Source organism: Pseudomonas sp. PA-6-3C (genome assembly GCF_021605825.1).
Taxonomy (GTDB): Bacteria; Pseudomonadota; Gammaproteobacteria; order Pseudomonadales; family Pseudomonadaceae; genus Aquipseudomonas; species Aquipseudomonas edaphica.
In genome coordinates, this window is record NZ_WKDV01000011.1 from 1 (window position 1) to 23,765 (window position 23,765).

The 23,765-nt window shown below is 60.8% G+C and carries 29 protein-coding genes; 12 read left to right on the forward strand and 17 right to left on the reverse strand.

Going from position 1 to position 23,765, the window contains the following annotated elements; all coding sequences use genetic code 11:
* Nucleotides 1-506: 506 nt before the first annotated feature.
* The 10 genes from GIW48_RS09670 to ccmA form a co-directional block, all read right to left on the reverse strand.
* The gene (locus GIW48_RS09670; RefSeq protein WP_236461101.1) at nt 507-899 is read right to left on the reverse strand and encodes a hypothetical protein; all 393 of its coding nucleotides are present in this window, start codon (nt 897-899) and stop codon (nt 507-509) included.
* 15 nt (nt 900-914) lie between these two features.
* Nucleotides 915-2,099 carry a c-type cytochrome biogenesis protein CcmI gene (gene ccmI / locus GIW48_RS09675; protein WP_017136201.1) on the reverse strand — a complete coding sequence of 395 codons (1,185 nt, stop codon included), beginning with the start codon at nt 2,097-2,099 and terminating at the stop codon, nt 915-917.
* The gene (locus GIW48_RS09680) at nt 2,092-2,565 is read right to left on the reverse strand and encodes a cytochrome c-type biogenesis protein (RefSeq protein ID WP_017136200.1); all 474 of its coding nucleotides are present in this window, start codon (nt 2,563-2,565) and stop codon (nt 2,092-2,094) included. Before GIW48_RS09680 ends, ccmI begins: the two co-directional genes overlap by 8 nt.
* Nucleotides 2,562-3,098, reverse strand: a complete 537-nt coding sequence (locus GIW48_RS09685) for a DsbE family thiol:disulfide interchange protein (RefSeq protein WP_017136199.1) — start codon at nt 3,096-3,098, stop codon at nt 2,562-2,564. Before GIW48_RS09685 ends, GIW48_RS09680 begins: the two co-directional genes overlap by 4 nt.
* On the reverse strand, nt 3,095-5,083 hold the full coding sequence (locus GIW48_RS09690) for a heme lyase CcmF/NrfE family subunit (protein WP_236490669.1): 1,989 nt from the start codon (nt 5,081-5,083) through the stop codon (nt 3,095-3,097). The genes GIW48_RS09685 and GIW48_RS09690 overlap by 4 nt, the downstream gene beginning before the upstream one ends.
* A gap of 3 nt (nt 5,084-5,086) precedes the next feature.
* A complete protein-coding gene (ccmE, locus tag GIW48_RS09695) occupies nt 5,087-5,542 on the reverse strand; it encodes a cytochrome c maturation protein CcmE (RefSeq protein ID WP_236461099.1) in 456 nt (151 codons plus the stop codon).
* Complete coding sequence (gene ccmD / locus GIW48_RS09700; protein ID WP_017136196.1) at nt 5,539-5,715, reverse strand: heme exporter protein CcmD; 177 nt, start codon at nt 5,713-5,715, stop codon at nt 5,539-5,541. Before ccmD ends, ccmE begins: the two co-directional genes overlap by 4 nt.
* Nucleotides 5,712-6,467 (reverse strand): heme ABC transporter permease, encoded by a 756-nt coding sequence (locus tag GIW48_RS09705; protein ID WP_138451783.1) that lies wholly within the window; start codon nt 6,465-6,467, stop codon nt 5,712-5,714. Before GIW48_RS09705 ends, ccmD begins: the two co-directional genes overlap by 4 nt.
* An 85-nt stretch (nt 6,468-6,552) precedes the next feature.
* The gene (ccmB, locus tag GIW48_RS09710; protein ID WP_014717701.1) at nt 6,553-7,221 is read right to left on the reverse strand and encodes a heme exporter protein CcmB; all 669 of its coding nucleotides are present in this window, start codon (nt 7,219-7,221) and stop codon (nt 6,553-6,555) included.
* Nucleotides 7,218-7,853 carry a cytochrome c biogenesis heme-transporting ATPase CcmA gene (ccmA, locus tag GIW48_RS09715; RefSeq protein ID WP_236461097.1) on the reverse strand — a complete coding sequence of 212 codons (636 nt, stop codon included), beginning with the start codon at nt 7,851-7,853 and terminating at the stop codon, nt 7,218-7,220. Before ccmA ends, ccmB begins: the two co-directional genes overlap by 4 nt.
* A gap of 200 nt (nt 7,854-8,053) precedes the next feature.
* Here ccmA and fliK point away from each other — a divergent pair, with 200 nt between their 5' ends.
* The gene (fliK, locus tag GIW48_RS09720) at nt 8,054-9,631 is read left to right on the forward strand and encodes a flagellar hook-length control protein FliK (protein ID WP_138451779.1); all 1,578 of its coding nucleotides are present in this window, start codon (nt 8,054-8,056) and stop codon (nt 9,629-9,631) included.
* A complete protein-coding gene (locus GIW48_RS09725; RefSeq protein ID WP_099549057.1) occupies nt 9,628-9,957 on the forward strand; it encodes an EscU/YscU/HrcU family type III secretion system export apparatus switch protein in 330 nt (109 codons plus the stop codon). The genes fliK and GIW48_RS09725 overlap by 4 nt, the downstream gene beginning before the upstream one ends.
* Before the next feature lie 118 nt (nt 9,958-10,075).
* On the opposite strand, the gene GIW48_RS09730 is transcribed toward GIW48_RS09725, so the two are convergent.
* Nucleotides 10,076-11,263: a molybdopterin molybdotransferase MoeA gene (locus tag GIW48_RS09730; RefSeq protein ID WP_170039029.1), complete on the reverse strand. Its 1,188-nt coding sequence runs from the start codon at nt 11,261-11,263 to the stop codon at nt 10,076-10,078.
* 22 nt (nt 11,264-11,285) lie between these two features.
* Nucleotides 11,286-11,825: a molybdenum cofactor biosynthesis protein B gene (gene moaB / locus GIW48_RS09735; protein WP_017136189.1), complete on the reverse strand. Its 540-nt coding sequence runs from the start codon at nt 11,823-11,825 to the stop codon at nt 11,286-11,288.
* A 76-nt stretch (nt 11,826-11,901) separates the two neighbouring features.
* Here moaB and mobA point away from each other — a divergent pair, with 76 nt between their 5' ends.
* Nucleotides 11,902-12,504, forward strand: coding sequence for a molybdenum cofactor guanylyltransferase MobA (mobA, locus tag GIW48_RS09740; protein ID WP_236461095.1), 603 nt, complete (start codon nt 11,902-11,904; stop codon nt 12,502-12,504).
* Between the two features lie 79 nt (nt 12,505-12,583).
* Nucleotides 12,584-12,805 carry a YgdI/YgdR family lipoprotein gene (locus tag GIW48_RS09745; RefSeq protein ID WP_017136187.1) on the forward strand — a complete coding sequence of 74 codons (222 nt, stop codon included), beginning with the start codon at nt 12,584-12,586 and terminating at the stop codon, nt 12,803-12,805.
* Between the two features lie 56 nt (nt 12,806-12,861).
* Here the strand turns inward: GIW48_RS09745 and GIW48_RS09750 are convergent, their stop codons facing one another.
* The 3 genes from GIW48_RS09750 to GIW48_RS09760 form a co-directional block, all read right to left on the reverse strand.
* Nucleotides 12,862-13,752 (reverse strand): pseudouridine synthase, encoded by an 891-nt coding sequence (locus GIW48_RS09750; RefSeq protein WP_177033534.1) that lies wholly within the window; start codon nt 13,750-13,752, stop codon nt 12,862-12,864.
* A gap of 71 nt (nt 13,753-13,823) precedes the next feature.
* Nucleotides 13,824-14,159, reverse strand: coding sequence for a hypothetical protein (locus GIW48_RS09755; RefSeq protein ID WP_003189932.1), 336 nt, complete (start codon nt 14,157-14,159; stop codon nt 13,824-13,826).
* Between the two features lie 118 nt (nt 14,160-14,277).
* Nucleotides 14,278-15,189: a LysR family transcriptional regulator gene (locus GIW48_RS09760; RefSeq protein ID WP_177033536.1), complete on the reverse strand. Its 912-nt coding sequence runs from the start codon at nt 15,187-15,189 to the stop codon at nt 14,278-14,280.
* A 165-nt stretch (nt 15,190-15,354) separates the two neighbouring features.
* On the opposite strand from GIW48_RS09760, the gene lysA reads away from it, so the two are divergent.
* Nucleotides 15,355-16,677 carry a diaminopimelate decarboxylase gene (lysA, locus tag GIW48_RS09765; RefSeq protein ID WP_236461093.1) on the forward strand — a complete coding sequence of 441 codons (1,323 nt, stop codon included), beginning with the start codon at nt 15,355-15,357 and terminating at the stop codon, nt 16,675-16,677.
* Nucleotides 16,678-16,726: 49 nt separating this feature from the next.
* On the opposite strand, the gene GIW48_RS09770 is transcribed toward lysA, so the two are convergent.
* Entirely contained in the window at nt 16,727-16,963 is a 237-nt protein-coding gene (locus tag GIW48_RS09770; protein ID WP_177033540.1) for a glutaredoxin family protein, read from the reverse strand.
* An 89-nt stretch (nt 16,964-17,052) separates the two neighbouring features.
* Nucleotides 17,053-18,261: an ammonium transporter gene (locus GIW48_RS09775; protein ID WP_138450029.1), complete on the reverse strand. Its 1,209-nt coding sequence runs from the start codon at nt 18,259-18,261 to the stop codon at nt 17,053-17,055.
* Between the two features lie 353 nt (nt 18,262-18,614).
* On the opposite strand from GIW48_RS09775, the gene GIW48_RS09780 reads away from it, so the two are divergent.
* From GIW48_RS09780 to GIW48_RS09810, 7 genes are all read left to right on the forward strand, one after another.
* A complete protein-coding gene (locus GIW48_RS09780; protein WP_017136182.1) occupies nt 18,615-18,929 on the forward strand; it encodes a DUF883 family protein in 315 nt (104 codons plus the stop codon).
* A gap of 5 nt (nt 18,930-18,934) precedes the next feature.
* Nucleotides 18,935-19,324, forward strand: a complete 390-nt coding sequence (locus tag GIW48_RS09785) for a phage holin family protein (protein WP_017136181.1) — start codon at nt 18,935-18,937, stop codon at nt 19,322-19,324.
* Nucleotides 19,321-19,653: a hypothetical protein gene (locus GIW48_RS09790; protein WP_017136180.1), complete on the forward strand. Its 333-nt coding sequence runs from the start codon at nt 19,321-19,323 to the stop codon at nt 19,651-19,653. Before GIW48_RS09785 ends, GIW48_RS09790 begins: the two co-directional genes overlap by 4 nt.
* A gap of 93 nt (nt 19,654-19,746) precedes the next feature.
* Complete coding sequence (locus GIW48_RS09795; protein ID WP_169985702.1) at nt 19,747-20,910, forward strand: EAL domain-containing protein; 1,164 nt, start codon at nt 19,747-19,749, stop codon at nt 20,908-20,910.
* A 71-nt stretch (nt 20,911-20,981) separates the two neighbouring features.
* Entirely contained in the window at nt 20,982-22,313 is a 1,332-nt protein-coding gene (locus GIW48_RS09800) for a deoxyguanosinetriphosphate triphosphohydrolase (protein WP_017136178.1), read from the forward strand.
* A 166-nt stretch (nt 22,314-22,479) separates the two neighbouring features.
* Nucleotides 22,480-22,875: a response regulator gene (locus GIW48_RS09805; RefSeq protein WP_017136177.1), complete on the forward strand. Its 396-nt coding sequence runs from the start codon at nt 22,480-22,482 to the stop codon at nt 22,873-22,875.
* 256 nt (nt 22,876-23,131) lie between these two features.
* Nucleotides 23,132-23,758, forward strand: a complete 627-nt coding sequence (locus GIW48_RS09810) for a response regulator transcription factor (RefSeq protein ID WP_017136176.1) — start codon at nt 23,132-23,134, stop codon at nt 23,756-23,758.
* Nucleotides 23,759-23,765: the final 7 nt, after the last annotated feature.

Here is a 23,765-nt window from a genome sequence, read left to right on the forward strand (position 1 = left end):
AGTTTGGGGTGATGTTGGGGGTGGTGGCTGGGGTGATTCACTGGCTCGGAGCGCCGCGCCGCATTCAAGAACTGGCGTAAATCTCAGATCAAATGGAGATCAAAACTGTGGGAGCGGGCTTGCCCGCGATAGCGGTGGACCAGGCAATACCTAGCCAGCAGGTGTACCGCTATCGCAGGCAAGCCAGCTCCCACAGGGGATTGCGTTTCAAGTCAGGTAATGCTCGTTCCCACGCTCTGCGTGGGAATGCCGCCTGGGACGCTCTGCGTCCCCAAGTGGGCCTGACGCAGAGCGTCACCGCATGCATTCCTTTGCTGCGCGTGGGAACGATCAAATTCGAACGATCAAAGGGGATCCACTGTGGGAGCTGGCTTGCCTGCGATAGCCGTGGGTCAGTTGGCAGATGGGTAGCTGATACACCGCTATCGCAGGCAAGCCAACTCCCACAGTGGATTGCATTTCAAGTTGAGTAATAAAAAAGGCGACCTTTCAAAGGTCGCCTTTTGTTATTGCGCGTATTGCTTGCTCAACCCCGGCGGCACGCCATGCACATCGGTGTCTTCCCACGGCCCGTTCGGGCTGATGGAGCGGCTCCAGCCGTTGCTCCAGCGGTAGTAGGTGCGCTGGCGGTAGAAGGTGTCGGGCTGTTCGTCCAATACATACACCTGCATCTTGCCGTCCCAGTGGCTGGCGGCGCCCGGTGGAGGGGCGAAGGTCGGCGATTTGCTTGGCACAGGTTTCGGCGACGGTGTTACCGGGCCGGAAGGCTTGGTGCCCGGTTGGGTCGACGGGCCAGACGGTGGGATGGTCGGGCCGGTGGGTGCGGGAGGCCGATGGACCGCACAAGCGCTCAGCCCCAATACCAGGCTGAGCAAGGTGATACGTGCAAATGCGGTCATAGGCGTTTCCTCGATTTACTTGTCCGGAGTGTCAATGGTCAGTTGCTGCAGCGCAGTGGTAGTGCTGGCCAAAGGTTGGCTGCGGCCGATCCACTCGCCAGTGGTCGGCTGACCGGCCCGGGATATGCGCGCAACCAGTTGGACTTCGGGGAAGTTCGACAGTTTCAACTGCGGCATCATTGCGTCCGCATCGCCCAGTTCGACGGTGACCGGCAGTTCAGCCACGGTGACACGCTTGGCTGCCAGCGGTGCCGGCGGGCCGTTTACCGCACGGGCGAAGATGAACACGCTGTCGGTGGGCAGGGCTTTGGCCTTCACATCAGGTGCCAGGTCCACGCGCACTTTCATCACGGTTTTTGCCGCAACCGTGCCACCGCTTTCCTTGAGCTTCTCGGCCGCGCGGTCGATACCGCCTTGCAGCGCGACACGGGAGTTGTCTTGCGCTGGCAACTGGGCCAGCAGGCGGTTCCAGTAATCGATGGCTTCCTGATAACGCTGACCTTCAAAGGCGGCGATACCCAGCAGGCCAAGGCTGGTGACTTCTTTGGGGTCGAGCTTCAAGGCTTCATCGGTCAGCGCCTGCACCTTGGGCGACCATTGTTTATTGTCGGCAAAGTACTGCGCCTGCGCCCATTGGCCGAGCAGTTCGGGCTGGCGACCGGCGAGTGCGACGGTGCGCTCGAAGATTTTCGCGGCATCGGCGGAACGGTCCTGAGCCATGTAGGCGCGACCGAGGAAGTACAAGCCTTCCGCCGAGTCAGGCTGGGCGGCGGCGGCGCGCTCCAGGCGGCGGGTCATGTCTTGCATCGACACCGGCGGCTGGGAGAATTCGCGGGTCAGCTCGACCTTGTCGCTCGCCCCGTAATGCAGGTACAGCGCAACGCCCAGGACCGGCACGAGAAACGCCGCCAACAACGGCAGTGGTTTGCCCAGGCGCGATTCGCGGGGCTTTTCCACGCCCTCGGTGTCGGCCAGCAACTCACGCGCAGCCTCGGCGCGGCCGGTGTCGAGCTGGGCGGCATTCAGCACGCCTTCGTCCTGCTGCACTTGCAGCTCGGCTACGCGTTCCTGGTAGAGCGCCACGTTCAGTGCGGTGCGGTCCTCTTCACGCTGGGCACGGCGGCCGCGCAGTACAGGGATCAACAGAAAACTCAGGGCAATCAGGAGCAGCAACCCTGCTGCGAGCCAAAAATCAATCATCAGTCTTGGTGTCCAGCAATTGGTCGAGGCGTTTGCGTTCATCCGGGGAGAGCGCATCGGAACCATCAGTAGGCGCAGCGCGGCGACGGCGCACGATCACGGCCATCACCACCACGCCGGCCAGCAACAGCCCGGCGGGGCCGAACCAGAGCAACGCAGTCTTGCCGGTAAGGGCCGGTTTGTAGCGCACGAAATCACCGTAGCGGTCGACCATGAAGTCGATGATCTGCTGGTTGTCCTTGCCCTCCCCCAGCATGCGGAAAATCTCTTTGCGCAGGTCGGCGGCGATCGGGGCGTTGGAGTCGGCGATGTCCTGGTTCTGGCACTTGGGGCAGCGCAGTTCCTTGGTCAATTCGCGAAAACGCTCACGGTCACCGTCCTTGGCGAACTCGTAGGTGTCGATGGCCGCATGGGCGACGCCAACCAGTCCAAGTGCAAGAACCGCAGCGGCTAACAGACGCTTCATGGCTTGGCCTCATCGACCAGTGCCTGGTACTTGGCGGCCAGTTGCTCGCGCCAGACCACTTCGTCGATCACGCCAACATACTTGTCGCGGATCACGCCTTTGGCATCGATGAAGAAGGTTTCCGGCGCGCCGTATACACCGAGGTTGAGACCGAGGTTGCCGTCCTCATCGCGGATATCCAACTGGTAGGGGTTATGGAACTCGGCCAGCCACTTCAAGGCGGCAGCATTGTCGTCCTTGTAGTTGATGCCGTAGATCACCACGCCCTGCTCGGCCAGTTTGTTCAGTACCGGGTGTTCAACGCGGCAGGAAATGCACCAGGTGCCCCACACATTGACCAGCGCCGGTTTACCCAGCAGGTCGGCCTGGGTCAGGGTTTTGTCGCCCTGCACGGTCTTCAGGCTGAACGCAGGGAAGGGTTTACCGATCATCGCCGAGGGCAACTCGGCCGGATCGAGGTACAAGCCGCGATACAAGAACACTGCCATCACCAGAAAGGCCGCCAGCGGCAACACCATCAACCAACGCTTCATGCCGCCGCTCCTTGCAGGCCGAGGGCTTCACGCACACGGCTTTTGACCTTGACGCGATAACGCCGGTCCAGCGCGGCCAGCAACCCGCCGAAACCGGTGAGCAAACCGCCGAACCAGATCCAGCGCACAAACGGTTTGACGTGCACGCGCACCGCCCAGGCGCCGTCGCCCAGCGGCTCACCCAATGCCACATAGAGGTCACGGGTGAAACCGGCGTCGATACCCGCTTCGGTCATCATCGAGCTTTGCACGGTGTACAGGCGTTTCTCCGGGTGCAGCACCGCCACTTCCTTGCCGTTGCGCACGACACGAACAGTGCCTTTGTCGGACGTGAAGTTCGGGCCTTCGAAGTGCTTGGCGCCTTCGAAAATGAAGTGGTAACCGGCCAGGTCCATGGACTCACCCGGCGCCAGGCGCAGGTCGCGCTCAGCGCTGTTCTGGCTGGACAGCACCACGCCGAGGGCGCACACGGCGATGCCGATGTGGGCGACTTGCATGCCCCAGTAGCTGCGGGTCAACGTCGGCAAGCCTTTGATCAGGCCTTTGTGACGGGTCTTGTCGAAAATATCGCGAACGCCGGCCAGCAATACCCAGGCAGCCAGCAGGAAAGTGGCGAGCACCGCCCAATTGAAATCGCCGTAGGCGAACCCGGCGATCACTGCCAGGGCCACGCTGCCCAGCAGCACCGGCATCAGCATGCCGGCCAGCCATTTGACCGGCGTGTCTTTCCAGCGCACCAGCACACCAACGGCCATGACCACCATCAACAGGCCCATCAACGGGATAAACAACGCGTTGAAGTACGGCGGCCCGACGGACAGCTTGGCGCCGCTCAAAGCGTCCAGCACCAAGGGGTACAGGGTGCCGAGCAGGATCATCGACGCGGCCACCACCAGCACCAGGTTATTGCCCAGCAGCAGGGTTTCCCGCGACCACAGGTTAAAGCCGACCTGGCTCTTGACCACGGGTGCGCGCAACGCAAACAGGGTCAGCGAGCCACCGACTACAAACAGCAGGAAGATCAGGATGAACACGCCGCGCTCCGGGTCGGACGCAAACGCATGCACCGAGGTCAACACGCCCGAACGCACCAGGAAAGTACCCAGCAGGCTGAGGGAAAACGCGGCGATGGCCAGCAACACGGTCCAGCTTTTGAACACGCCGCGTTTTTCGGTGACGGCCAGCGAGTGAATCAGCGCGGTGCCCACCAGCCAGGGCATGAACGAGGCGTTTTCCACCGGGTCCCAGAACCACCAGCCGCCCCAGCCGAGTTCGTAGTAGGCCCACCACGAACCGAGGGTGATACCGATACCGAGGAACGCCCAGGCCACAATGGTCCATGGCCGCGACCAGCGCGCCCAGGCCGCATCGAGGCGCCCGCCGAGCAAGGCGGCGATGGCAAACGCAAAGGCCACGGAGAAACCGACGTAGCCCATGTAGAGCATCGGCGGGGGCACGATCAGGCCGATGTCTTGCAACAACGGGTTGAGGTCATGCCCATCCATCGGGATCTGCGGCAGGATGCGCGTGAACGGGTTGGAGGTCATGATCAAAAACAGCAGGAAGCCGATGCTGATCATGCCCATCACCGCCAACACGCGGGCCAGCATGACCTGCGGCAGTTGGCGCGAGAACACCGATACGGCAAAGGTCCAGCCGCCAAGGATCAAGGCCCACAGCAGCAACGAACCTTCGTGGGCGCCCCACACGGCGCTGAACTTGTAGTACCACGGCAGCGCGCTGTTGGAGTTATTGGCGACATAGGCGACGGAAAAGTCGTCGGTCATAAAGGCGTAGGTCAGGCAGCCAAACGCGAACACCAAAAAGGCAAACTGGCCCCAGGCGGCCGGCTGCGCCAGGCTCATCCACAGGCGGTCGCCGCGCCAGGCGCCGAGCAACGGCACCACGGCCTGGACGATGGCGAAGCACAGGGCGAGGATCATCGCCAACTGGCCCAGCTCCGGAATAAACAGTGCGGACGTCATGGCTTAGCCCTCCTTGGCAGGTGCTGGGGCCGATTGGCCGCTGTCTTTCAACGCCTTGGCCACTTCCGGCGGCATGTACTTCTCATCGTGCTTGGCGAGTACTTCATCGGCCACCACCACGCCGTCGGCGTTGAGCTTGCCCAGGGCGACGATGCCCTGGCCTTCACGGAACAGGTCCGGGAGGATGCCGCGATAGGTGATGGTCACGGCTTTGTTGAAGTCGGTGACCACAAAGGTCACGTCAAGGGAATCACCGGAACGCTTCAAAGAGCCCTTCTCTACCATGCCGCCGGCGCGGATGCGCGTGTCGACAGGCGCTTCGCCATTGGCGATCTGGGTCGGGGTGTAGAACAGGTTGATGTTCTGCTGCAAGGCGCTCAGGGCCAGGGTCACGGCAATGCCGACGCCGGCCATGATGGCGAGGATGATCAACAGACGCTTTCTACGCAGCGGATTCACTTATCGGTCTCCCGGCGCAAACGACGCGCCTCTTGTTGCAGGTAACGCTTGCGGGCCAGGATCGGCGCGGCAACGTTGAGGGCCAGCACTGCCAGGCAGATGCCATAGGCCGTCCAGACATACAGGCCGTGATGGCCCATGGCGAGAAATTCACTGAACGAGTTGAAGTTCATCCGCGCGCTTCCAGGCTGTTTTGCACTTCGGTCTTGACCCAACTGGTGCGGGCTTCACGCTTGAGCACTTCGAGGCGCATGCGCATCAGCAGCACGGCGCCGAAGAAGCAGTAGAACCCCAGCACCATCAGCAGCAGCGGCGCCCACATTTCCACGGGCATCGCCGGTTTTTCGGTGAGGGTGAAGGTGGCGCCCTGGTGCAGAGTGTTCCACCACTCCACCGAGTATTTGATGATCGGAATGTTGATTACGCCGACAATCGCCAGCACCGCACAGGCCTTGGCCGCGCTGTCGCGGTTGCTGATGGCATTGCCCAGGGCGATGAGGCCGAAGTACAGGAACAGCAGGATCAGCATGGAGGTCAGTCGCGCATCCCACACCCACCACGAACCCCAGGTGGGTTTGCCCCAGATCGCGCCGGTGACCAGCGCCACGGCGGTCATCCAGGCGCCGATGGGCGCGGCGCATTGCAGGGCCACGTCGGCCAGTTTCATCTTCCACACCAGCCCGACGATGCCGCACACCGCCAGCATCACATAGCAGGACTGCGCCAGCATGGCGGCGGGCACGTGGATATAGATGATGCGAAAGCTGTTGCCTTGCTGGTAGTCCGGCGGCGCGAAGGCCAGGCCCCAGACCAGGCCGATGCCGATCAGCAAAATGGCGGCGATGCTCAACCACGGCAGCAATTTGCCGCTGATGCCGTAAAACCATTTGGGCGAGCCGAGCTTGTGAAACCAGGTCCAGTTCATTGCTGTTTCCATCACGGTGGCTGTGCGTCATTGCGCAAAGCTCAGGGTCTTTACTGGCCAAGGCATAACACTTGGCCAGACCTCATTATTCGCCGACGCTGATCTTCAGGCCAGCCGCTATAGCAAAGGGTGTCAGGGTTACCGCCAGGGCGGTCAGGCTGCCAAGCCACAGGAGGTAACCGGTCGCCGGCATGCCCATGAGCGCGGCCTGCAAGGCGCCGCTGCCCAGGATCAACACCGGGATGTACAAAGGCAGAATCAGCAGGGCCAGCAACAGGCCACCCCGCTTCAAACCGACGGTCAACGCTGCGCCCACCGCCCCCAACAGGCTGAGCACCGGCGTACCGAGTAACAAGGACAGGAGCAACACCGGCAGGCACTCGACGGGCAAGCCGAGCATCATCGCCAGCAGCGGCGAGAGCAATACTAGCGCCAAGCCGGAAAAAACCCAGTGTGCCAGCACCTTGGCCAGTACCAGAAGTGGCAAGGGGTGCGACGAAAGGACCCACTGCTCGAGGGAACCGTCTTCAAAATCACTGCGAAACAGCCCGTCCAGCGAGAGCAGCACCGATAAAAGCGCGGCCACCCACACCAGTCCCGGGGACAAGGTTTGCAACAGTTTAGTCTCGGGGCCGACTGCCAGCGGGAACAGCGCGATGACGATAGCGAAAAATACCAAAGGATTGGCCAATTCGGCCGGGCGACGGCACAACAGGCGGGCTTCACGGGCGACTAACAGCGCGAACACACTCATGCCGACCACCGCCCTAAATCCAGGTCGCAGTAACCGGCGGGCCTGCGCGCCAGCGTGTGGTGGGTGGTGAGCAGCACCAGGCCACCCTGTTCACAGTGCTGTGCCAGGTGTTCTTCGAGTTGGGCGACGCCCTGCTTGTCGAGGGCGGTGAAGGGTTCGTCGAGAATCCACAGCGGCGGGCCAGGCAGATACAAACGTGCCAGCGCCACGCGGCGCTGCTGGCCGGCGGACAAGGTGTGGCAAGGGACATCTTCGAAGCCTTTAAGGCCAACAGCGGCCAAGGCTTGCCAGATGGCATCGCGGGGCGCCGGATGATGCAGGGCGCTGAGCCAGCTGAGGTTTTCTTCCGGCGTGAGCACGTCCTTGATGCCGGCGGCGTGGCCGATCCAGATCAGGTTGCGCGCAAGCTCGGTGCGTTGTTCGTTGAGGGGCTTGCCGTTGAGTCGAACCTCACCGGCCGTCGGCTGCATCAACCCGGCCAGCAGGCGCAGCAAACTGGTCTTGCCGCTGCCATTGGGGCCGCTGATCTGCACCATGTCGCCGCCCGCCAGCCGCAGTTCGAGGTGCTCGAACAGCAGGCGCAGGTCGCGTTCACAGGCAAGCGCTACGGCTTCTAGAAGAGGGCTGGTCAAAAGATCGCGGGCCTTTACGGTTCAAGTCGGCGGTGCAGCGGCCGTTATAGAGAAGTGCACAATAACGGCTTTGGCGACCGATTTTAGAGAGCTGGATCAAATAGTTGTGAGGTTTTTACCGCTCTCTTTGCAGACGGGCGGCATTATACATGTGATGCCCTACTCTAAAGAGGGCAATTTCCCCAGAGACGACGCGCACGATGACCGGTGAGATCAACCTTCCTACGCTGCCGCCAGCACCGACGCCCGGGCCTGCCCCGCTGCCGCCGACCGGCGAGTTGTTGAAACTGCTGGAGCCGCAGACCGGCCTGATCGACCCTGGCAAAACCGCGAACGCCGAGGTGATAGCGCTTAAACAAGGCGGCGATGCATTTCAGCTGTTGCTCAAGTTGACCCTCGAAGGCGGCCGCCAGACATTGGTACAGGCCAGCAGCGCCCAGCCGTTGCCGCTGGGCAGCAACGTGGCGGTGAGCCAGACGCCGACCGGCAACCTGACCATCACCTTGCAGCAAGCCCTGAGCGCCAATGTGGCCGCCCTGACCCGCATCGACACCACGCAACTGCCGGTGGGCACGCTGTTGCAGGCCAAGGTGCTGACCACCCAGATGCTGCCGCAAGGCACCGCGCAACCGGCGATCTATCGCTCATTGGTCAGCGTACTCAATAACGCCCTGGCCGGCACCACGTTGAGTCTGGAAAGCCCGCAGCCGCTGCGGGTCGGCAGCTTGCTCAGCGCCGTGGTGCAAAATGCGCAGACCCTGAATTTCGTGCCGTTGAGCGGTCTCAAGGATCAACTGGCCGTGGCGCAACAGTTGTCGACCCAGCAAAGTCGCCAAGGCTCGCTGGATGTGCTGTTCAACGCGCTGCAAAGCCTGCCTGCCGACGACACCACCTCCAGCGACCTGCGCGCCGCCGCCGCGCGCTTGCTCAACGCCCTGCCCGACCTGGCGCAAGTCAGCAACCCCAAGGTGCTGGCGCAGTTGGTACAAAGTAGCGGCGTGTTTCTTGAAGCCAAACTGCTGGCCGGGCAAGACCCGCAAGTGCCACCGCTGGACATGAAAGGCAGCCTGCTGCGGCTGGTCGCCGAACTGCTGCCGGCGCTGCCCGCCGCCACTAATCTGAACGCCATCCTCGCCGCCAATACCCTGGCCCAGGTACTGCCCAACTTCGTGCGCAACCCGCTCAGCACCCTCGGCCAGATCGGCGCACGACAAGCCCCGGCGGGCTTTCCGCTGCCGGACCGGCTGATGGCCAAACTTGCAGGCGAAGGCGACCTGGAAAACCTGCTGCGCCTGGCCGCCGGGGCCATTTCCCGGCTGCAAAGCCACCAGTTATCGAGCCTGGAGCAAACCGGCACTACCGCCGATGGCCGCCTGCAAACCACTTGGCAGTTGGAAATCCCCATGCGCACCTTGCAGGACATTGTGCCGTTGCAGGTCAAGTTCCAGCGTGAAGAACCGCCGCCGGACAAGGACCAACCGGAGCGCAAGGACAAGAAAGACCCCAAGCAAATGCTCTGGCGCGTCGAGCTGGCCTTCGACATGGAGCCGCTGGGGCCGTTGCAGGTGCAGGCGCAACTGACCCAGGGCAAATTGTCCAGCCAGCTGTGGGCCTCGCGCCCGTTTACCGCCAGCCTGATCGAAAGCCATTTGGGCAGCTTGCGCGAGCGCCTGGTGACCTCGGGCATCAATGTCGGCGACCTGGACTGCCACCTCGGTACGCCGCCACGTGGGCCACGAACCGGATTGGAGCAACGCTGGGTGGATGAAACCGCATGAAAAACTCCCTTCCGCCACGCCAGGCGATTGCCCTCAAGTACGACGGCCAGCAAGCGCCAACCCTGACGGCCAAGGGCGACGATGCCCTGGCCGAAGCCATTTTGAAGTTGGCGCGGGAAAATGAAGTGCCGATCTATGAGAATGCCGAGTTGGTGAAACTGCTGGCGCGCATGGAATTGGGCGACAGCATTCCGGAGGAGTTGTACCGCACGGTGGCTGAGATTATTGCGTTTGCGTGGACGCTCAAGGGCAAATTCCCGGTGGGCTATGACCCGAATGCCGAGCCGGTGGAGCGGGATGTGACTGCGCGTGGGGATGATTACTAGCTGCACACAAATCCAAATGTGGGAGCTGGCTTGCCTGCGATGGCATCAACCGGGTGTACCTGACACTCCGAGGTGTCTGCATCGCAGGCAAGCCAGCTCCCACAGTCGGTCTCTATTGTCAGTTCAGGACTTCACTCAAGGGAATGAAATTGACGCGGTCGCCAATATCGAGTGTCGTCCCCTCCAACACCTCCACAAACCCTTCGGCCCACGCCGCGCTGCGTAGCACGCCGGAGCTCTGGTTGCGGTAGATAATCGCCCGGCCCTGCTCGATACGCCCGCGCAGGTACTCGCGGCGGTTGCCCGGCTGAGGCCACACGAACCCCACCGGCACTTCGAAGCGCAGCGGCGCCACGTCCTGCACGCCTTGGCGGCGCAGCAGATAGGGCCGGGCCAGCAGCGCAAAGGTCACCAAAGTCGACGCCGGGTTGCCGGGCAGGCCAATCACCGGCACACCGCGAAAGTGCCCGAAGGTCAGCGGTTTGCCCGGCTTGATCGCAAGTTTCCACAGGGCCAGTTCGCCCTCTTCGCGCAGGGCGATGCCGAGAAAGTCCGCCTCGCCGACCGAGACACCGCCGGTGGACAGGATCAGGTCGACACTGCCCAGGCTTGCCAGGCGTGTGCGGGTCTTTTCCAGGTCATCCGGAAGAATCCCGGCATCGATCACTTCACAGCCCATGCGCACAAGCCAGCTGCATAACACACGCCGGTTGCTGTTGTAGATCTGCCCCGGCCCCAGCGGCAGGCCGGGTTCGATCAGTTCATCGCCGGTGGACAGCACGGCCACGCGTACCCGGCGCACCACACTTAAACAGTCATGCCCGAGGGAAGCAGCCAGGCCGAGCTCTATCGGGCCAAGCCGGGTGCCTGCGTTAAGCACCAACTCGCCGACCGTGGTTTCCTGGCCTTGGGGGCGGATGTTCTGGCCGGCCCGCAAGCGCTCGGTGAAGCTCACGCGGTCGTCGGCGTGGACCACGGCGTTTTCCTGCATCTGCACACAATCGGCGCCTTCGGGCACCGGCGCGCCGGTAAAGATGCGCGCGCAAGTGCCGGCCGCCAGTGGCTGCGGTGCCTGGCCGGCGAAGATGCGCTGGCTCACGGGCAGCGGCTCGCCGGTCCAGTCCGACAGGCGCAGGGCGTAACCGTCCATGGCGCTGTTGGGCCAAGGCGGCAGGTCGAGGGTGGAGACCAAATCTTGCGCCAATACGCGGCCATCACACTCGGCCAAGGGCTGCACGTCGTGCTCGCGAATCGGCGTTGCTTCAGCCATGTCCAGTAGTTGCTGCAGCGCTTGTTCCACCGGCATCAGTGCACCGGACTTGCCAGGCTTATCCACGGGATTCGCAGGGTTCGGCCTGCTTCAGGTGCGGCACAAAGTTGCACGGGCGGTGGCGGTTATCCAGTTGCTCGGCAAGGATGCCATCCCAACCGGTGCGCACCGCGTTGGTCGAACCCGGCAGGCAGCAGACCAGCGTGCCATTGGCCAGGCCGGCCAGGGCGCGTGATTGGACGGTGGAGGTGCCGATATCAGCCACGGAGATCTGGCGGAACAGTTCGCCAAAACCATCGACCTGCTTGTCCAGCAGGCAGCTGACGGCTTCGGGCGTGCTGTCGCGGCCGGTGAAGCCGGTGCCGCCGGTGATCAGCACCACTTGCACCACGTCTTCGGCGATCCAGTGGGCGACCTGGGCGCGGATTTTGTACAGGTCGTCCTTGAGCAGTACGCGCTCGGCCAGGTTGTGGCCGGCGGCGGCCAGGCGATCGACGAAGACCTGGCCGGAGGTGTCGGTGTCCAGGGTGCGGGTGTCGCTGACAGTCAGCACAGCGATATTGAGGGGTACGAAGGGCGCATCAGCCTTGGCTTTCATGGCTTGGTCCGGTTGTCGAATGAACAGCCCGATGTTATATCACAGGCCCCTATTTGCCTGCCGCTGCGGAACCACCATGTCGCTTGATTCTTCGCCCCTGCCTTACTCGATCCTGCTGCTGGCCGGCGGCCGTGGCCAACGCATGGGCGGCCAGGACAAAGGCCTGCTGCCCTGGCACGGCCAGCCATTGGTTGCACATTTGCAGCGCCTGACCCGACCGCTGACCAATGACCTGATCATCTCGTGCAACCGCAACCATGAGCAGTACGCGCCCTATGCCGACCAGTTGGTGAGCGACGACAGCCCGGACTTCCCCGGCCCGCTGGCGGGCATCCGCGCGGGCCTGGCCGCCGCGCGCCATGCGCATGTGCTGATACTGCCGTGTGACGTACCCAACATCGACGTGAGACTGTTGGCCGATTTGTGTGAGACGGCACACCGCAACCCGCAGGTGCCGGTAATGGTACGCCATGGCGAGTTCTGGGAACCCTTGATCTGCATCATCCCCACCCACCTCAAAACCCAGGTACAACAGGCATGGGACGCCGGTGAGCGCAGCCCGCGCAAGATATTCCTGCAGTTGGGCGGTGTGGGCCTGGAATGCCAAGCTGACGACCCACGCCTGGCCAATCTGAATACACCCGAGCTGTTGCACCCTGGGTCTGGCGTGTCAGAATGAACCTCGCACAAGGAACTTTGTCGACGCCATGCGCGTCACAAGGTCAGCTATTTAAAAGAATTCTCTTGGAGACAAACTCATGACTCAACGGACCATCGCCGCTCTCATGCTTGCACTGGGCCTCGCCACTCTCGCCGGTTGCGCTTCGCCTACAGTGATCACCCTGAATGACGGTCGCGAAATCCAGGCCGTCGACACCCCTAAATACGACAAGGCTTCGGGCTTCTACGAGTTCGAACAACTTGACGGCAAGCAGACCCGTATCAACAAGGATCAGGTTCGCACCGTTAAAGACCTGTAAGTCTTAAGCGTTTGCCCACAAGGCCCGCCATGTGCGGGCCTTGTCGTTTCTGGCGGTTACCAGTCGAGGGTGATGCGGCTGCGAAAATGGCGTTGTTCACCGGTCACCGGGTCAATAAAGCGCACGCCCTGGGCCAGCAGTTTGAGTGGGTTGGCGTAGTCGTCCTCGGCATCTTTGAGCACATCGGGGTAGAACGGGTCGTTGCAGATACTCGCCCCCAGCGCCGTCATGTGCACCCGCAGCTGGTGCTTCTTGCCGGTCACGGGGAACAGGCCGTAGCGCCACAGACCGCCATTTTTCTCGCGCACTTGCACCGCCGTTTCGGTGTTGCTGGCGCCCGGCCCTTCCTGCATGCGAAAGAACGGCTGGCCATCGACCAGGCGACTTTTATGCACCAGCGGGAAGGTCAGGTCGGGTAAGGCCGGGGCAATGGCTTCGTAGAATTTATCGATGCGCCGTGTGGGAAACAGCTGTTGATACGCCGACCGGGTTTGCGGGTTGGCCGAGAACAGCACCAGCCCCGCCGTGTGCCGATCAATGCGATGCAGGGGCACCAGCGCGGGGTTGTCCAGGCGACGAATCAGGCGGCGCAACAGGGTTTGCTCGACGTATTCGCCGGCCGGGGTCACCGGCAGAAAGTGTGGTTTGTCGGCCACTACCAAGTGCTCATCGGCATACAGGATGCTTTCCTGAACCGGGATCACCTTCTCATTCGGCACTTCGCGGAAATAATAAATGCACAGGCCTTCCTTGTAGGCGAGGTCCAGGCTGATTGGCAGGCCATTGATGTCCAAGACGCGGCCACGGGCGACGCGGTCCAGCCAGTGTTCACGGCTGATCGCCGGAAAGTGCTCGCACAGGCAATCGAGCACCGTCGCCCAGGGGCCGGGCGGCAGGTACAAGGTGCTGGCTTGATGCTGGGACGCAGAGAAAGCGGATGTGGACATGCAATGCTCGAAACCTGGATAAACCGGCAGGCATTATCCCGCATGGAACGCGATTGGGCCTAGGGCGGATCTCAGGCCTTGGCCAATTGCGCTCGCAACACCGGCGAGGCGCTGGCCGCCTCGGTAAATTCCTTGAGCCAGCGCAACACGTCCACCGCTTCCCAGCGGCCGGGATCGTAGAGCGCGTACAACAAGCCCTGGTAACCCACCACGTCCAACTGCTTGTGGTAACCGGCGCGCTGGAACAACGCCTCGATCTCGGCAAAGCAGGTATTGAAATGCACTTTGTTAAACGGCGTCTTGCCTTCCGTGACCAGGCCGTCGAGGCGCAGCTCATTCACCGCGTCGCGCACGACGTCGGCGGACATGCGATTGACGCTGCTTTTCAGTTGTTCAACATTCACCACGGGCGTTCCCTCTATTCAATCGCTGTACAAACATACAGTAACTTAATATTCGGAAACTCGCCATCGCGAAAACGCGCCCGGGCGATCAAGAGCACCCGTGCACGACCAGTGGGCCTGCTCAGAGGTTCTGCAACTGAGCACTTATGCGCTGACAATGGCTGCGCAGCACATCCACAAAGTGAATGACGCTGGACGATTCAGGGCGGTGCAACGGCCGCACGACACTCACACAGTAAGAAATCGAATGGGAAAAACGCCGGATCTGCAAACCTCTGCTCACATAGTCCAGCGCAGTGAGCGGATTGACGATTGCAACGCCGACACCCAGGTTGACGGTCGCACACACAGCGCTGGCGTTATGCGTTTCGACCACCAGCCGTCTCTCAATGCCCGCCTGCTGAAAGATCGCGTCGGTTTTGATCCTGTAGGGGTCATCCGCCGCAAGGTAAACAAAGTTTTGCCCATTGAAGTCCTCTGGCGTGAGGACTGCTTTTGCATTAAGCACATGATGAGAAGGCAATACACACACCACATCAAGGTTTAACAAGGTTTCGCTGTGGGTTCCAGGTGGTGTCTCAAGGGTTTCAGTCAGCCCCAAATGATAACGCTGAGCCGTCAGTGACTCTTCCAAGGCAGGAGATTCCTGCGGCGTGACATTGATGCTGACACCCGGGAACTTAATACAAAAATCCTGGCAGACCTGTGGCAGCAAGGCATTCGAAAACGCAGGCTGGCAGGTCAGCGAAATTTGCCCATGGCGAAAGTGCCGGATGGCCTCAGCGGCGTTCTTGACGCGAGCCAGGCCCACATAGCTGCGCTGAACTTCATCGAAGAGCATCAGGCCATGCTCGGTGGGAATCAGTTTCGCGCCCGCGCGTTTGAACAAGGTCAACTGAGTCAAAGTTTCAAAACGACTCAGCTCGCGGCTGATAGTGGGCTGCGAGGTATGCAGCAATGCCGCGGCAGCGGTCGCACTGCCGGTGGTCATGACCGCCCAGAACACTTCCACATGGCGAAAACTGAAATTCATGAGCACACCCACGCGTTGAATTGAAGGGGGCGAACCATATCAGAAATGAATAGATGGCCATCATTTTGATATTTTTTCTTTATTTTTTCGCCATGCACACTTCATCGTCTGCGCCGAGAAAGTTGTCAGTGCGTTTAGTCGGAGTCATCCAATCGAGGTAGGAAGATGGACCATTTTAATTTTATCAACGGCCATTTACATGTAGAGCAAGTGGATGTAAGTGCCATTGTCGAACAGCACGGCAGCCCTGTTTATCTCTATTCAGCACAGACGCTGAAAAATCACTATGCCGTACTACAAAACGCATTTTCTGCACTGGCGCCTTTGATTTGCTTCTCGGTTAAAAGCTGCAGCAATCTCAGCGTCCTCAAGCTCTTGGTCGACCAAGGATCCGGCCTCGATGTGGTCAGTGGCGGTGAACTGTACCGGGCACTGATGGCAGGCGTGACCGCAGACAAGATAGTGTTCGCGGGTGTCGGCAAGTCCCACGAAGAAATCAGCTATGCCGTTGACGTGGGCGTATTCCTTTTCAATGTGGAGTCCGAGGCAGAGTTGCTGCGCCTGGATGCGGTAGCGTCGGCGGCCGGCAAGCGTGTAAAGGTGGCCATTCGGGTCAATCCGGATGTGGTGGATGCCGGTACCCATGAGAAAACGGCCACTGGCGGCCGCCAGACGAAATTTGGCATACCGATTGAACGCGCCTATGAACTGTTTACCCCAAAGCGTTACGCGAGCGTCGATGTGGTTGGCATCCATATACATCTCGGGTCCCCGATCCCATCGGCCCACACCTACTTGTCTGCCATCGACAAGATTGAAGAAATGGTCAACCGGCTTCAGGCCGCTGACTGCCCGATTGAGTTCATCAATATCGGCGGTGGGTTTCCAGCGCAATACGGCAACGAAAGCAATCCCGTCTGTTCACTGACTGAAACGGGAGCGCATATTTGTGAGCGTCTGCAAGAACTGAAACGCCAAGGTCTGCGCTTCATCATTGAGCCGGGCCGTTCGATCAGCGCGAACGCGGGCGTTTTACTCACCACGGTCGAGTACATCAAACAAGGCTGGGATCGCAAGATTGCAATTGTTGATGCGGGTATGAACGTCCTGCTGCGCCCCACTTTATACGGCGCGAATCACGTCATCTGGCCAACCCGATTTGGCGACTTTTCCGGCCATTGGACGGCGTTGAGCGAAAGCGTCCGTAAGGCGGGAGCCGCGCCTCTGGAAGAGGTCGACATTGTTGGCCCCATTTGTGAAACCGGCGATCACTTCGCATTAGGCCGGCCCCTGCCCGTACTGGAAGACGCAAGCTTGTTGGCGATTTTCTCATGTGGCGCTTATGGGATGAGCATGGCCAGCCAATACAACTCCCGAGGGCGCCCACCAGAAGTGCTGGTGGAGGGAGCACACGCCAAATTAATACGGCGGCGCGAAACCCACGATGACTTGATCGCGCATGAGCGCTGCGGTCTGGAGAACACTTAAAACGCTTGAACAACCAAAGCCTGGTGGTCGGCAAGCCACCGGGCTCGCGCTATTTAAGGAAGTTGACCACCTGTTCGGTCTCGAACGGCCAATCCAGCTCCGCCCCTGTATCGGCGCGCCGAAGCACCGGGATGCGCAGTCCGTAAACTTCAATGAGGTCGTCGGGGTCAGTGATATCCACCAACTCCACCAGCAACCCGCCCTCGACGAGCGGCATGATTTCGGCTTCAGCAAGTTCGCAGAGATGGCAACCCAGGGTGCCGAACAACTGGCATTCAGGAAGCATGGCGAATGGACCCGATCAAAAACAGGCAACCATTCTAAGCCCACCCACCTGACTGTGGCGAGCGGGCCAGCATGTTGCCAGACAGTCGATCAATCCTGGCTGACCGCACCAATTTTGTGAATCGACAGATCCGCGCCGTAATACTCCTGCTCCTGACTCAGGCGCAGCCCGTGTACGCGCTTGATCACGCCGTATACCAGCAAGCCGCCGCCCAATGCCACGGCCACGCCCAGCGCGGTGCCGATCAACTGGCTGATCAGGCTGACGCCGCCCAGGCCACCGAATGCGGTCTGGCCAAAGATCCCGCAGGCGATGCCGCCCCACACACCACACAGGCCATGCAGCGGCCATACGCCCAGCACGTCGTCGATCTTCCAGCGATCCTGGGCGGCAATAAAGCACCACACGAACAGCCCACCCGCGACCACACCGGTGACCAACGCGCCCACCGGGTGCATCAGGTCGGAGCCGGCGCAAATCGCCACCAGCCCTGCCAGCGGGCCGTTGTGCAGGAAGCCAGGGTCATTGCGGCCGATCACCAAGGCTGCGACCGTACCGCCGACCATCGCCATCAGTGAGTTGACGGCGACAAGGCCGCTGACACCGTTGAGGGTTTGCGCGCTCATCACGTTAAAGCCGAACCAGCCGACGATCAAAATCCACGAACCCAGCGCCAGGAACGGAATGCTCGAAGGCGCAAACGCGACCAGCCGCCCTTCCCTGTAGCGCCCGTTGCGCGGGCCCAACAGCAACACCGCCGCCAGCGCCAGCCAGCCGCCCATGGCGTGCACCACCACGGAGCCGGCAAAGTCATGGAAGCTGGCGCCAAAGCGCGCGAGCAACCAGGCTTGCAGGCCAAAATTGCCGTTCCACACCATGCCTTCGAAAAACGGGTAGATAAACGCCACGATCAGCGCGGTGGCACACAATTGCGGGGCGAATTTGGCTCGCTCGGCAATGCCGCCGGAAATGATCGCCGGGATCGCTGCCGCGAAGGTCAACAGAAAGAAGAACTTCACCAGGCCATAGCCGTGGTCGGCGCTGATCACCGCCGCCGGCTGCATAAAGCTCACGCCATAGGAGATCCAATAGCCTATAAAGAAATAAGCCAGGGTCGAGATGGCGAAGTCACTGAGGATTTTCGACAGGGCGTTGACCTGGTTTTTCTGGCGCACGGTGCCGACTTCGAGGAACGCGAAGCCGGCGTGCATGGCCAGGACCATGACCGCACCAATCAGGATAAACAGGGTATTGGAGCTGTGGACGAGGGTGTCCACTGCGCTTTGCAAATTTTCCATGGAGGTTGGCAGGCCTGCATTCAAGGCAAAAAGCACCAAAGCGGTTCAAGCCAGGGTTGCGCGCACTAAATTGGCACCACCGGCACCGCCCCTCTTGAGAGGGCGTGAACCGCTTTAGCGCAGCGATCAACACAATGGGCCGTTGCCGACAGGGTTTTTCCGCGAGTTTGTGTGATTTAGGGTAAGGTTTTTCCAGGCATTGGCCTCGATCCGCCCCGACTCGGCGCAAGCCCCAAGGCCTGCGCACCAAGGCAAAGCAAAAGCTGTACCAGACAATTGAAGTGAACCTTCACCGAAACCGGTGACTCGAAACCACACGTACCAAACCAGATCAGCCAATCACGGAGATACCCATGGCCAGAAGAACTGCAAAGACTGCTCAAGAAATACTGATGGCGGATTTCCAAACCCTGGTCAGCGACACCGAAAAGTTGCTCGACGACACCGCCGTACTCGCCGGTGACCAGGCCGATGAGCTGCGCAGCAAGATTCACGAGAGCCTGCTCAAAGCCCGTGAAACCCTGCAACTGACCGAAGATTCCCTGCGTGAACGCGGCCAGGCGGCGGTCACGGCCACCGAAGATTACGTGCAGGCCAACCCTTGGCAGTCTGTAGGCATTGCCGCCGGCGTGGGCTTTTTGATCGGTCTGCTGGCTACAAGGCGCTAACTATCATGTCTATCGGCGAAACCGGCTCGTCCACGGGCACCAGTTCCACTTCACGACGCCTGGGCGCAGCCGTTCTGGGCTTGCTGCACAGCCACGTCGAATTATTTGGCATCGAGTTGCAGGAACAGAAGGCCCGCACCGTGAGCCTGCTGCTGTTTGCAGGCTTGGCGCTGGTGTTTGCGCTGTTATTGCTGGTGGGGTTGTCGACGCTGGTGATGATTCTGGTGTGGGACACCGGCTATCGTCTCACCGGGATTATCTGCCTTTGCGTGTTCTACAGCCTGGCCGCGGCCTTCTGCGGGGTGCGCTTGAAAGCGGCGGTGTTCGATGAGTCCACGCCCTTCCACGCCACCCTTGAAGAGTTGGCCAATGATCGGGAGCGCCTGCTGCCATGAGCATGACTGAAATCCCGCAAAACACCTCGCGCCGGGAAATGCGCAAGGCGTTGATTCGCCTGCGCATGGAAATGCATCGCCAGGAGATCCGTCACGAGTCCCAGCAACTGATGGCGCCGTTGAACAAAATGCGCGACATGCGCCACAACTGGCAAGACAGCCTGGGCATCAAGCACGCGCCGCTGTGGGGCGTGGCGGCGGTGACCCTGATGGGCTTTTTCACCGGCAAGGGCGCCAAGGGCGGCGGCATCAGCAGCCTGACGCGCCTGGTGCGGCTGGGTGCCGGTTTGATCCCGCTGATCAAATTGGCCATGCAGCGTAAAGGCTGAAGCTGGCTGGCTGCATTCTTGCAAACAGAATCGGCCCGGCCCTCGTCACTGAGGGCCGGGCCTTTTTTTCGCCAGCTCTCTTAAGGAGGCCCCGTGATCGACGGGCAACCGCTCGCCTGTTTCCAGCCATTCATCGACACCGCCACCGGGCGCATTGCCGGCGTCGAGGCCCTGGGCCGCTTGCGTCAGGCCGATGGTCACTTGCAGTCGGTAGGCCCGCTGTTTGCCGACCCACGCACACCGGGTGTGGCCCTGCGCCGTCTGGACCGGCAGATCCGCGAAAACGCCTTGAGCCGCCTGCATGAAGCCCCCGCCGACTGGTTTCTGAGCCTGAATATCTCACCGCGCTGGATCAACCGCCTGCGCCCTGGCCAAGCCTTGCCCAGCCTGAAACAAGTGCAGGCCCACAATGTCGATCCGCGGCGCATTGTGTTTGAAATCACCGAGCTGGGCGGCGACATCCAGCGCCTGGCCGAGGTGGTCGCACGCTATCGCGACGCTGGCGCACGCATCGCCATCGATGACTTCGGTGCCGGCTATTCGCAACTCGACCGCGTACTGGCGCTGCAGCCGGACATTCTCAAGCTCGACATGCGCCTGTTCCAGGAAGCCGCCAAAGGCGGGCCGAGCAGTGACGTGGTGCGGGCGCTGGCGCAAATGGCCGAAAAAACCGGCTGCTGGATCATCGCCGAGGGCGTGGAAACCGAGGCGCAACTGAATTTTGCCCTGGAGTGCGGCGCGCGTTATGTGCAGGGTTATCTGTTTGCCCAGGCCCAACTGGACTGGTTTGCGGCCGATGCGTTCGTCGCGCGCTTTGCCCAACTGCGCGGGGTTTACGTGCAACACAAACTCGCCGAGCGTGGCCGTGTGATGCAGTTGCGCGTGCAATTGGCCGAGCTGATGAGCATCCTCCAACGCTGGGCACAGGCCCGCGCGCCGCTCGATCAACTGCCCCAATTGCCGGACTTTCCATGGCTGCTGCGCTTTTACCAGTGCGACCGCCATGGCACCCAGCTGACGCCCAACTTCGAGTGGCGCCAGGATGCCTGGCAGGCCGACAGCCGCTACCTGGGCCACAACTGGTCATGGCGGCCATACTTCTATCACCTGCTCGCCGAAGGCTGGGAGGAGCGGCGCCTGACGCTGTCGTCGACCTACCGCGATGCCACTACCAACCAATACTGCCTCACCGCCGGGCAGTTCTTCGATAACGGTCAGCGCTTGCTGTTAATCGATATCGATGCGGCCGGCCTGTAGATTTTTGCTTGCCGATGCCGCGCTGAACCGGGAAGCTGGGAGGGTCATTCACCGCACGGAGAGTAACCGCCTTGGATTGGCCCACCCTGCTTACCCGCGAACGTCTTGGAAAACCCCTGCACAGCCCGGAAGAACTCGGCCGTAGTCCGTTCCACAAAGACCACGATCGGATTATTTTCTCCGGCGCGTTCCGCCGCCTGGGCCGCAAGACTCAAGTGCACCCGGTGTCCAGTAATGACCATATCCATACACGTCTGACCCACTCCCTGGAAGTCAGCTGCGTCGGCCGCTCCCTTGGCATGCGTGTCGGCGAAACCTTGCGCAGCGCCCTGCCCGACTGGTGCGAGCCAAGCGACCTGGGCATGGTGGTGCAATCGGCTTGCCTGGCCCATGACATCGGCAACCCGCCGTTCGGGCACTCGGGTGAAGATGCCATTCGCCACTGGTTCCAACAGGCGGCCGGACGCGGCTGGCTGGATGACATGAGCAGTGCCGAACGCAACGATTTCCTCAATTTCGAAGGCAATGCCCAAGGCTTCAGGGTGCTTACCCAGCTGGAGTACCACCAGTTCGACGGCGGCACACGGCTGACCTACGCCACCCTCGGCACTTACCTGAAGTACCCCTGGACCGCCCGCCACGCGGATTCGTTGGGCTACAAGAAGCATAAGTTCGGTTGTTATCAGAGCGAGTTGCCGATCCTTGAACAGATCGCCCACAAGCTCGGCCTGCCCCAGCTGGAAGAGCAACGCTGGGCCCGTCACCCGCTGGTCTACCTGATGGAGGCGGCCGATGATATCTGCTACGCCTTGATCGACCTCGAAGACGGCCTGGAAATGGAGCTGCTCGAATATGCCGAAGTCGAGTCGCTGCTGCTCGACCTGGTGGGTGATGATTTGCCCCAGACCTACCGGCAACTGGGCCCGCAGGATTCACGCCGGCGCAAGCTGGCGATCCTGCGCGGCAAGGCCATCGAGCACCTGACCAACGCAGCGGCACGCGCCTTCGTCGAGCAGCAGGACGCATTGCTCGCCGGCACACTGCCGGGCGACCTGGTGGAACACATGCACGGCCCGGCCAAGCGCTGTGTACTGGACGCCAAGGACATGGCGCGCAAGAAAATCTTCCAGGACAAACGCAAGACCCTGCACGAGATCGGCGCCTACACCACCCTGGAAATCCTGCTGAACGCGTTTTGCGGTGCCGCCCTGGAGCAGCATGGCGGGCGCACGCCGTCGTTCAAGAACCGACGCATCCTTGACTTGCTGGGCAACAGCGCGCCGAACCCAGCCTGGTCGCTGCACGCTTCGTTTCTGCGCATGATCGACTTTATCGCCGGCATGACCGACAGCTACGCCACCGAAATGGCACGGGAGATGACCGGGCGATCCAGCCCACAGTAAAACCTTAGGTTATGCCGCCTGCGTCCCGTACAGACTTTACCTACGACGGGAACAGAGCGGCCTGATCGAATTCGCACATCCGCTCGAGGAATAATCGAGCACGCTTCTTGCGAACCCGACACGCAATTCCTACGTCACGCCCCTCTGACTGAGCCATGTGCCTTCTATGCCCATACCCCGTCTTCGAATCCTATTGGTGGAGGATCATCCCTTTCAACTCCTGGCCACGCAGTGCCTGCTCAAAAGCTTCGGTTTCGAACAACTGACCCTTGCGGAAAATGCCGAGCAGGCGATCCGCTCGATGTCTTGCGCCACCCGCCCCTTTGACTTGATGCTGTGCGATCAATGCCTGCCTGACCTGCCTGGGCTGGAACTGGTAGACATTGCCAGCCGCCAACACTTCATCACCGGCGCAATCCTGTTGAGCGGGCTGCCCGCAACAGAGTTGTCCAACCTGACACTCCAGGCCCGGCGGCGCGGGCTGCCCCTGCTTGGTTATTTATTGAAGCCCCTGAATAAAGATGCACTGACAGAGTTGATTGCGCCACTGCTCTCGTTATAACTGTAGGACTATAAACACCGTTCACCGGTAAACAATCGCCGCAAAACCATCGCCGAATCCCAGGCACGGCTCCAAGGCTTACTGATCCAACTATTACTTACATCCGACGACGCAAAGCCTTATCGAACCGTAGGTCGTTACCTTTTATTATGTAGGAATTCTCCTGTTTTATATCTACTCCCCCCAACGCTCGTCCTCCTCCCTCTTCTTCTGAGCTAATGTGCCCGCTTTATTTGCACTTGCATGGAATATGATTATGAACACGGTTTTTATCATTGATGATCACCCGGTTATCAGGCTGGCGATTCGCATGTTGCTGGAACACGAAGGTTATAAAATCGTTGGCGAAACGGACAACGGTTGTGACGCGATACAAATGGTTCGCGAATGCCTGCCCGACCTGATCATCCTGGACATCAGTATTCCAAAACTCGACGGCCTCGAAGTGCTCTGCCGATTCAACGCGATGAACACCTCGATGAAAACCCTGATCCTGACGGCCCAGAGCCCGACGTTGTTTGCCACCCGCTGCATGCGCTCGGGCGCAGACGGCTATGTGTGCAAGGAAGGCGACCTGAGCGAACTGCTGAGTGCCATTCGTGCGGTACTGTCTGGCTACAACTACTTCCCCAGCCAGGCACTCAATTCCAATGGCGCCGACAGCAAGGACGCACTGGAACTTGAGTTATTCAAGGCCGTGAACGACCGGGAACTGATGGTGCTGCAACTTTTTGCACAAGGTCGTACAAACAAAGAAATCGCCAAAGGTATGTTTCTAAGTAACAAGACAGTAAGTACCTACAAAAAAAGGCTGATGCAAAAACTTAAAGCCAAGTCCTTGGTAGAACTTATCGAGATGGCAAAACGAAACGCGCTAGTGTGAGAAAGCG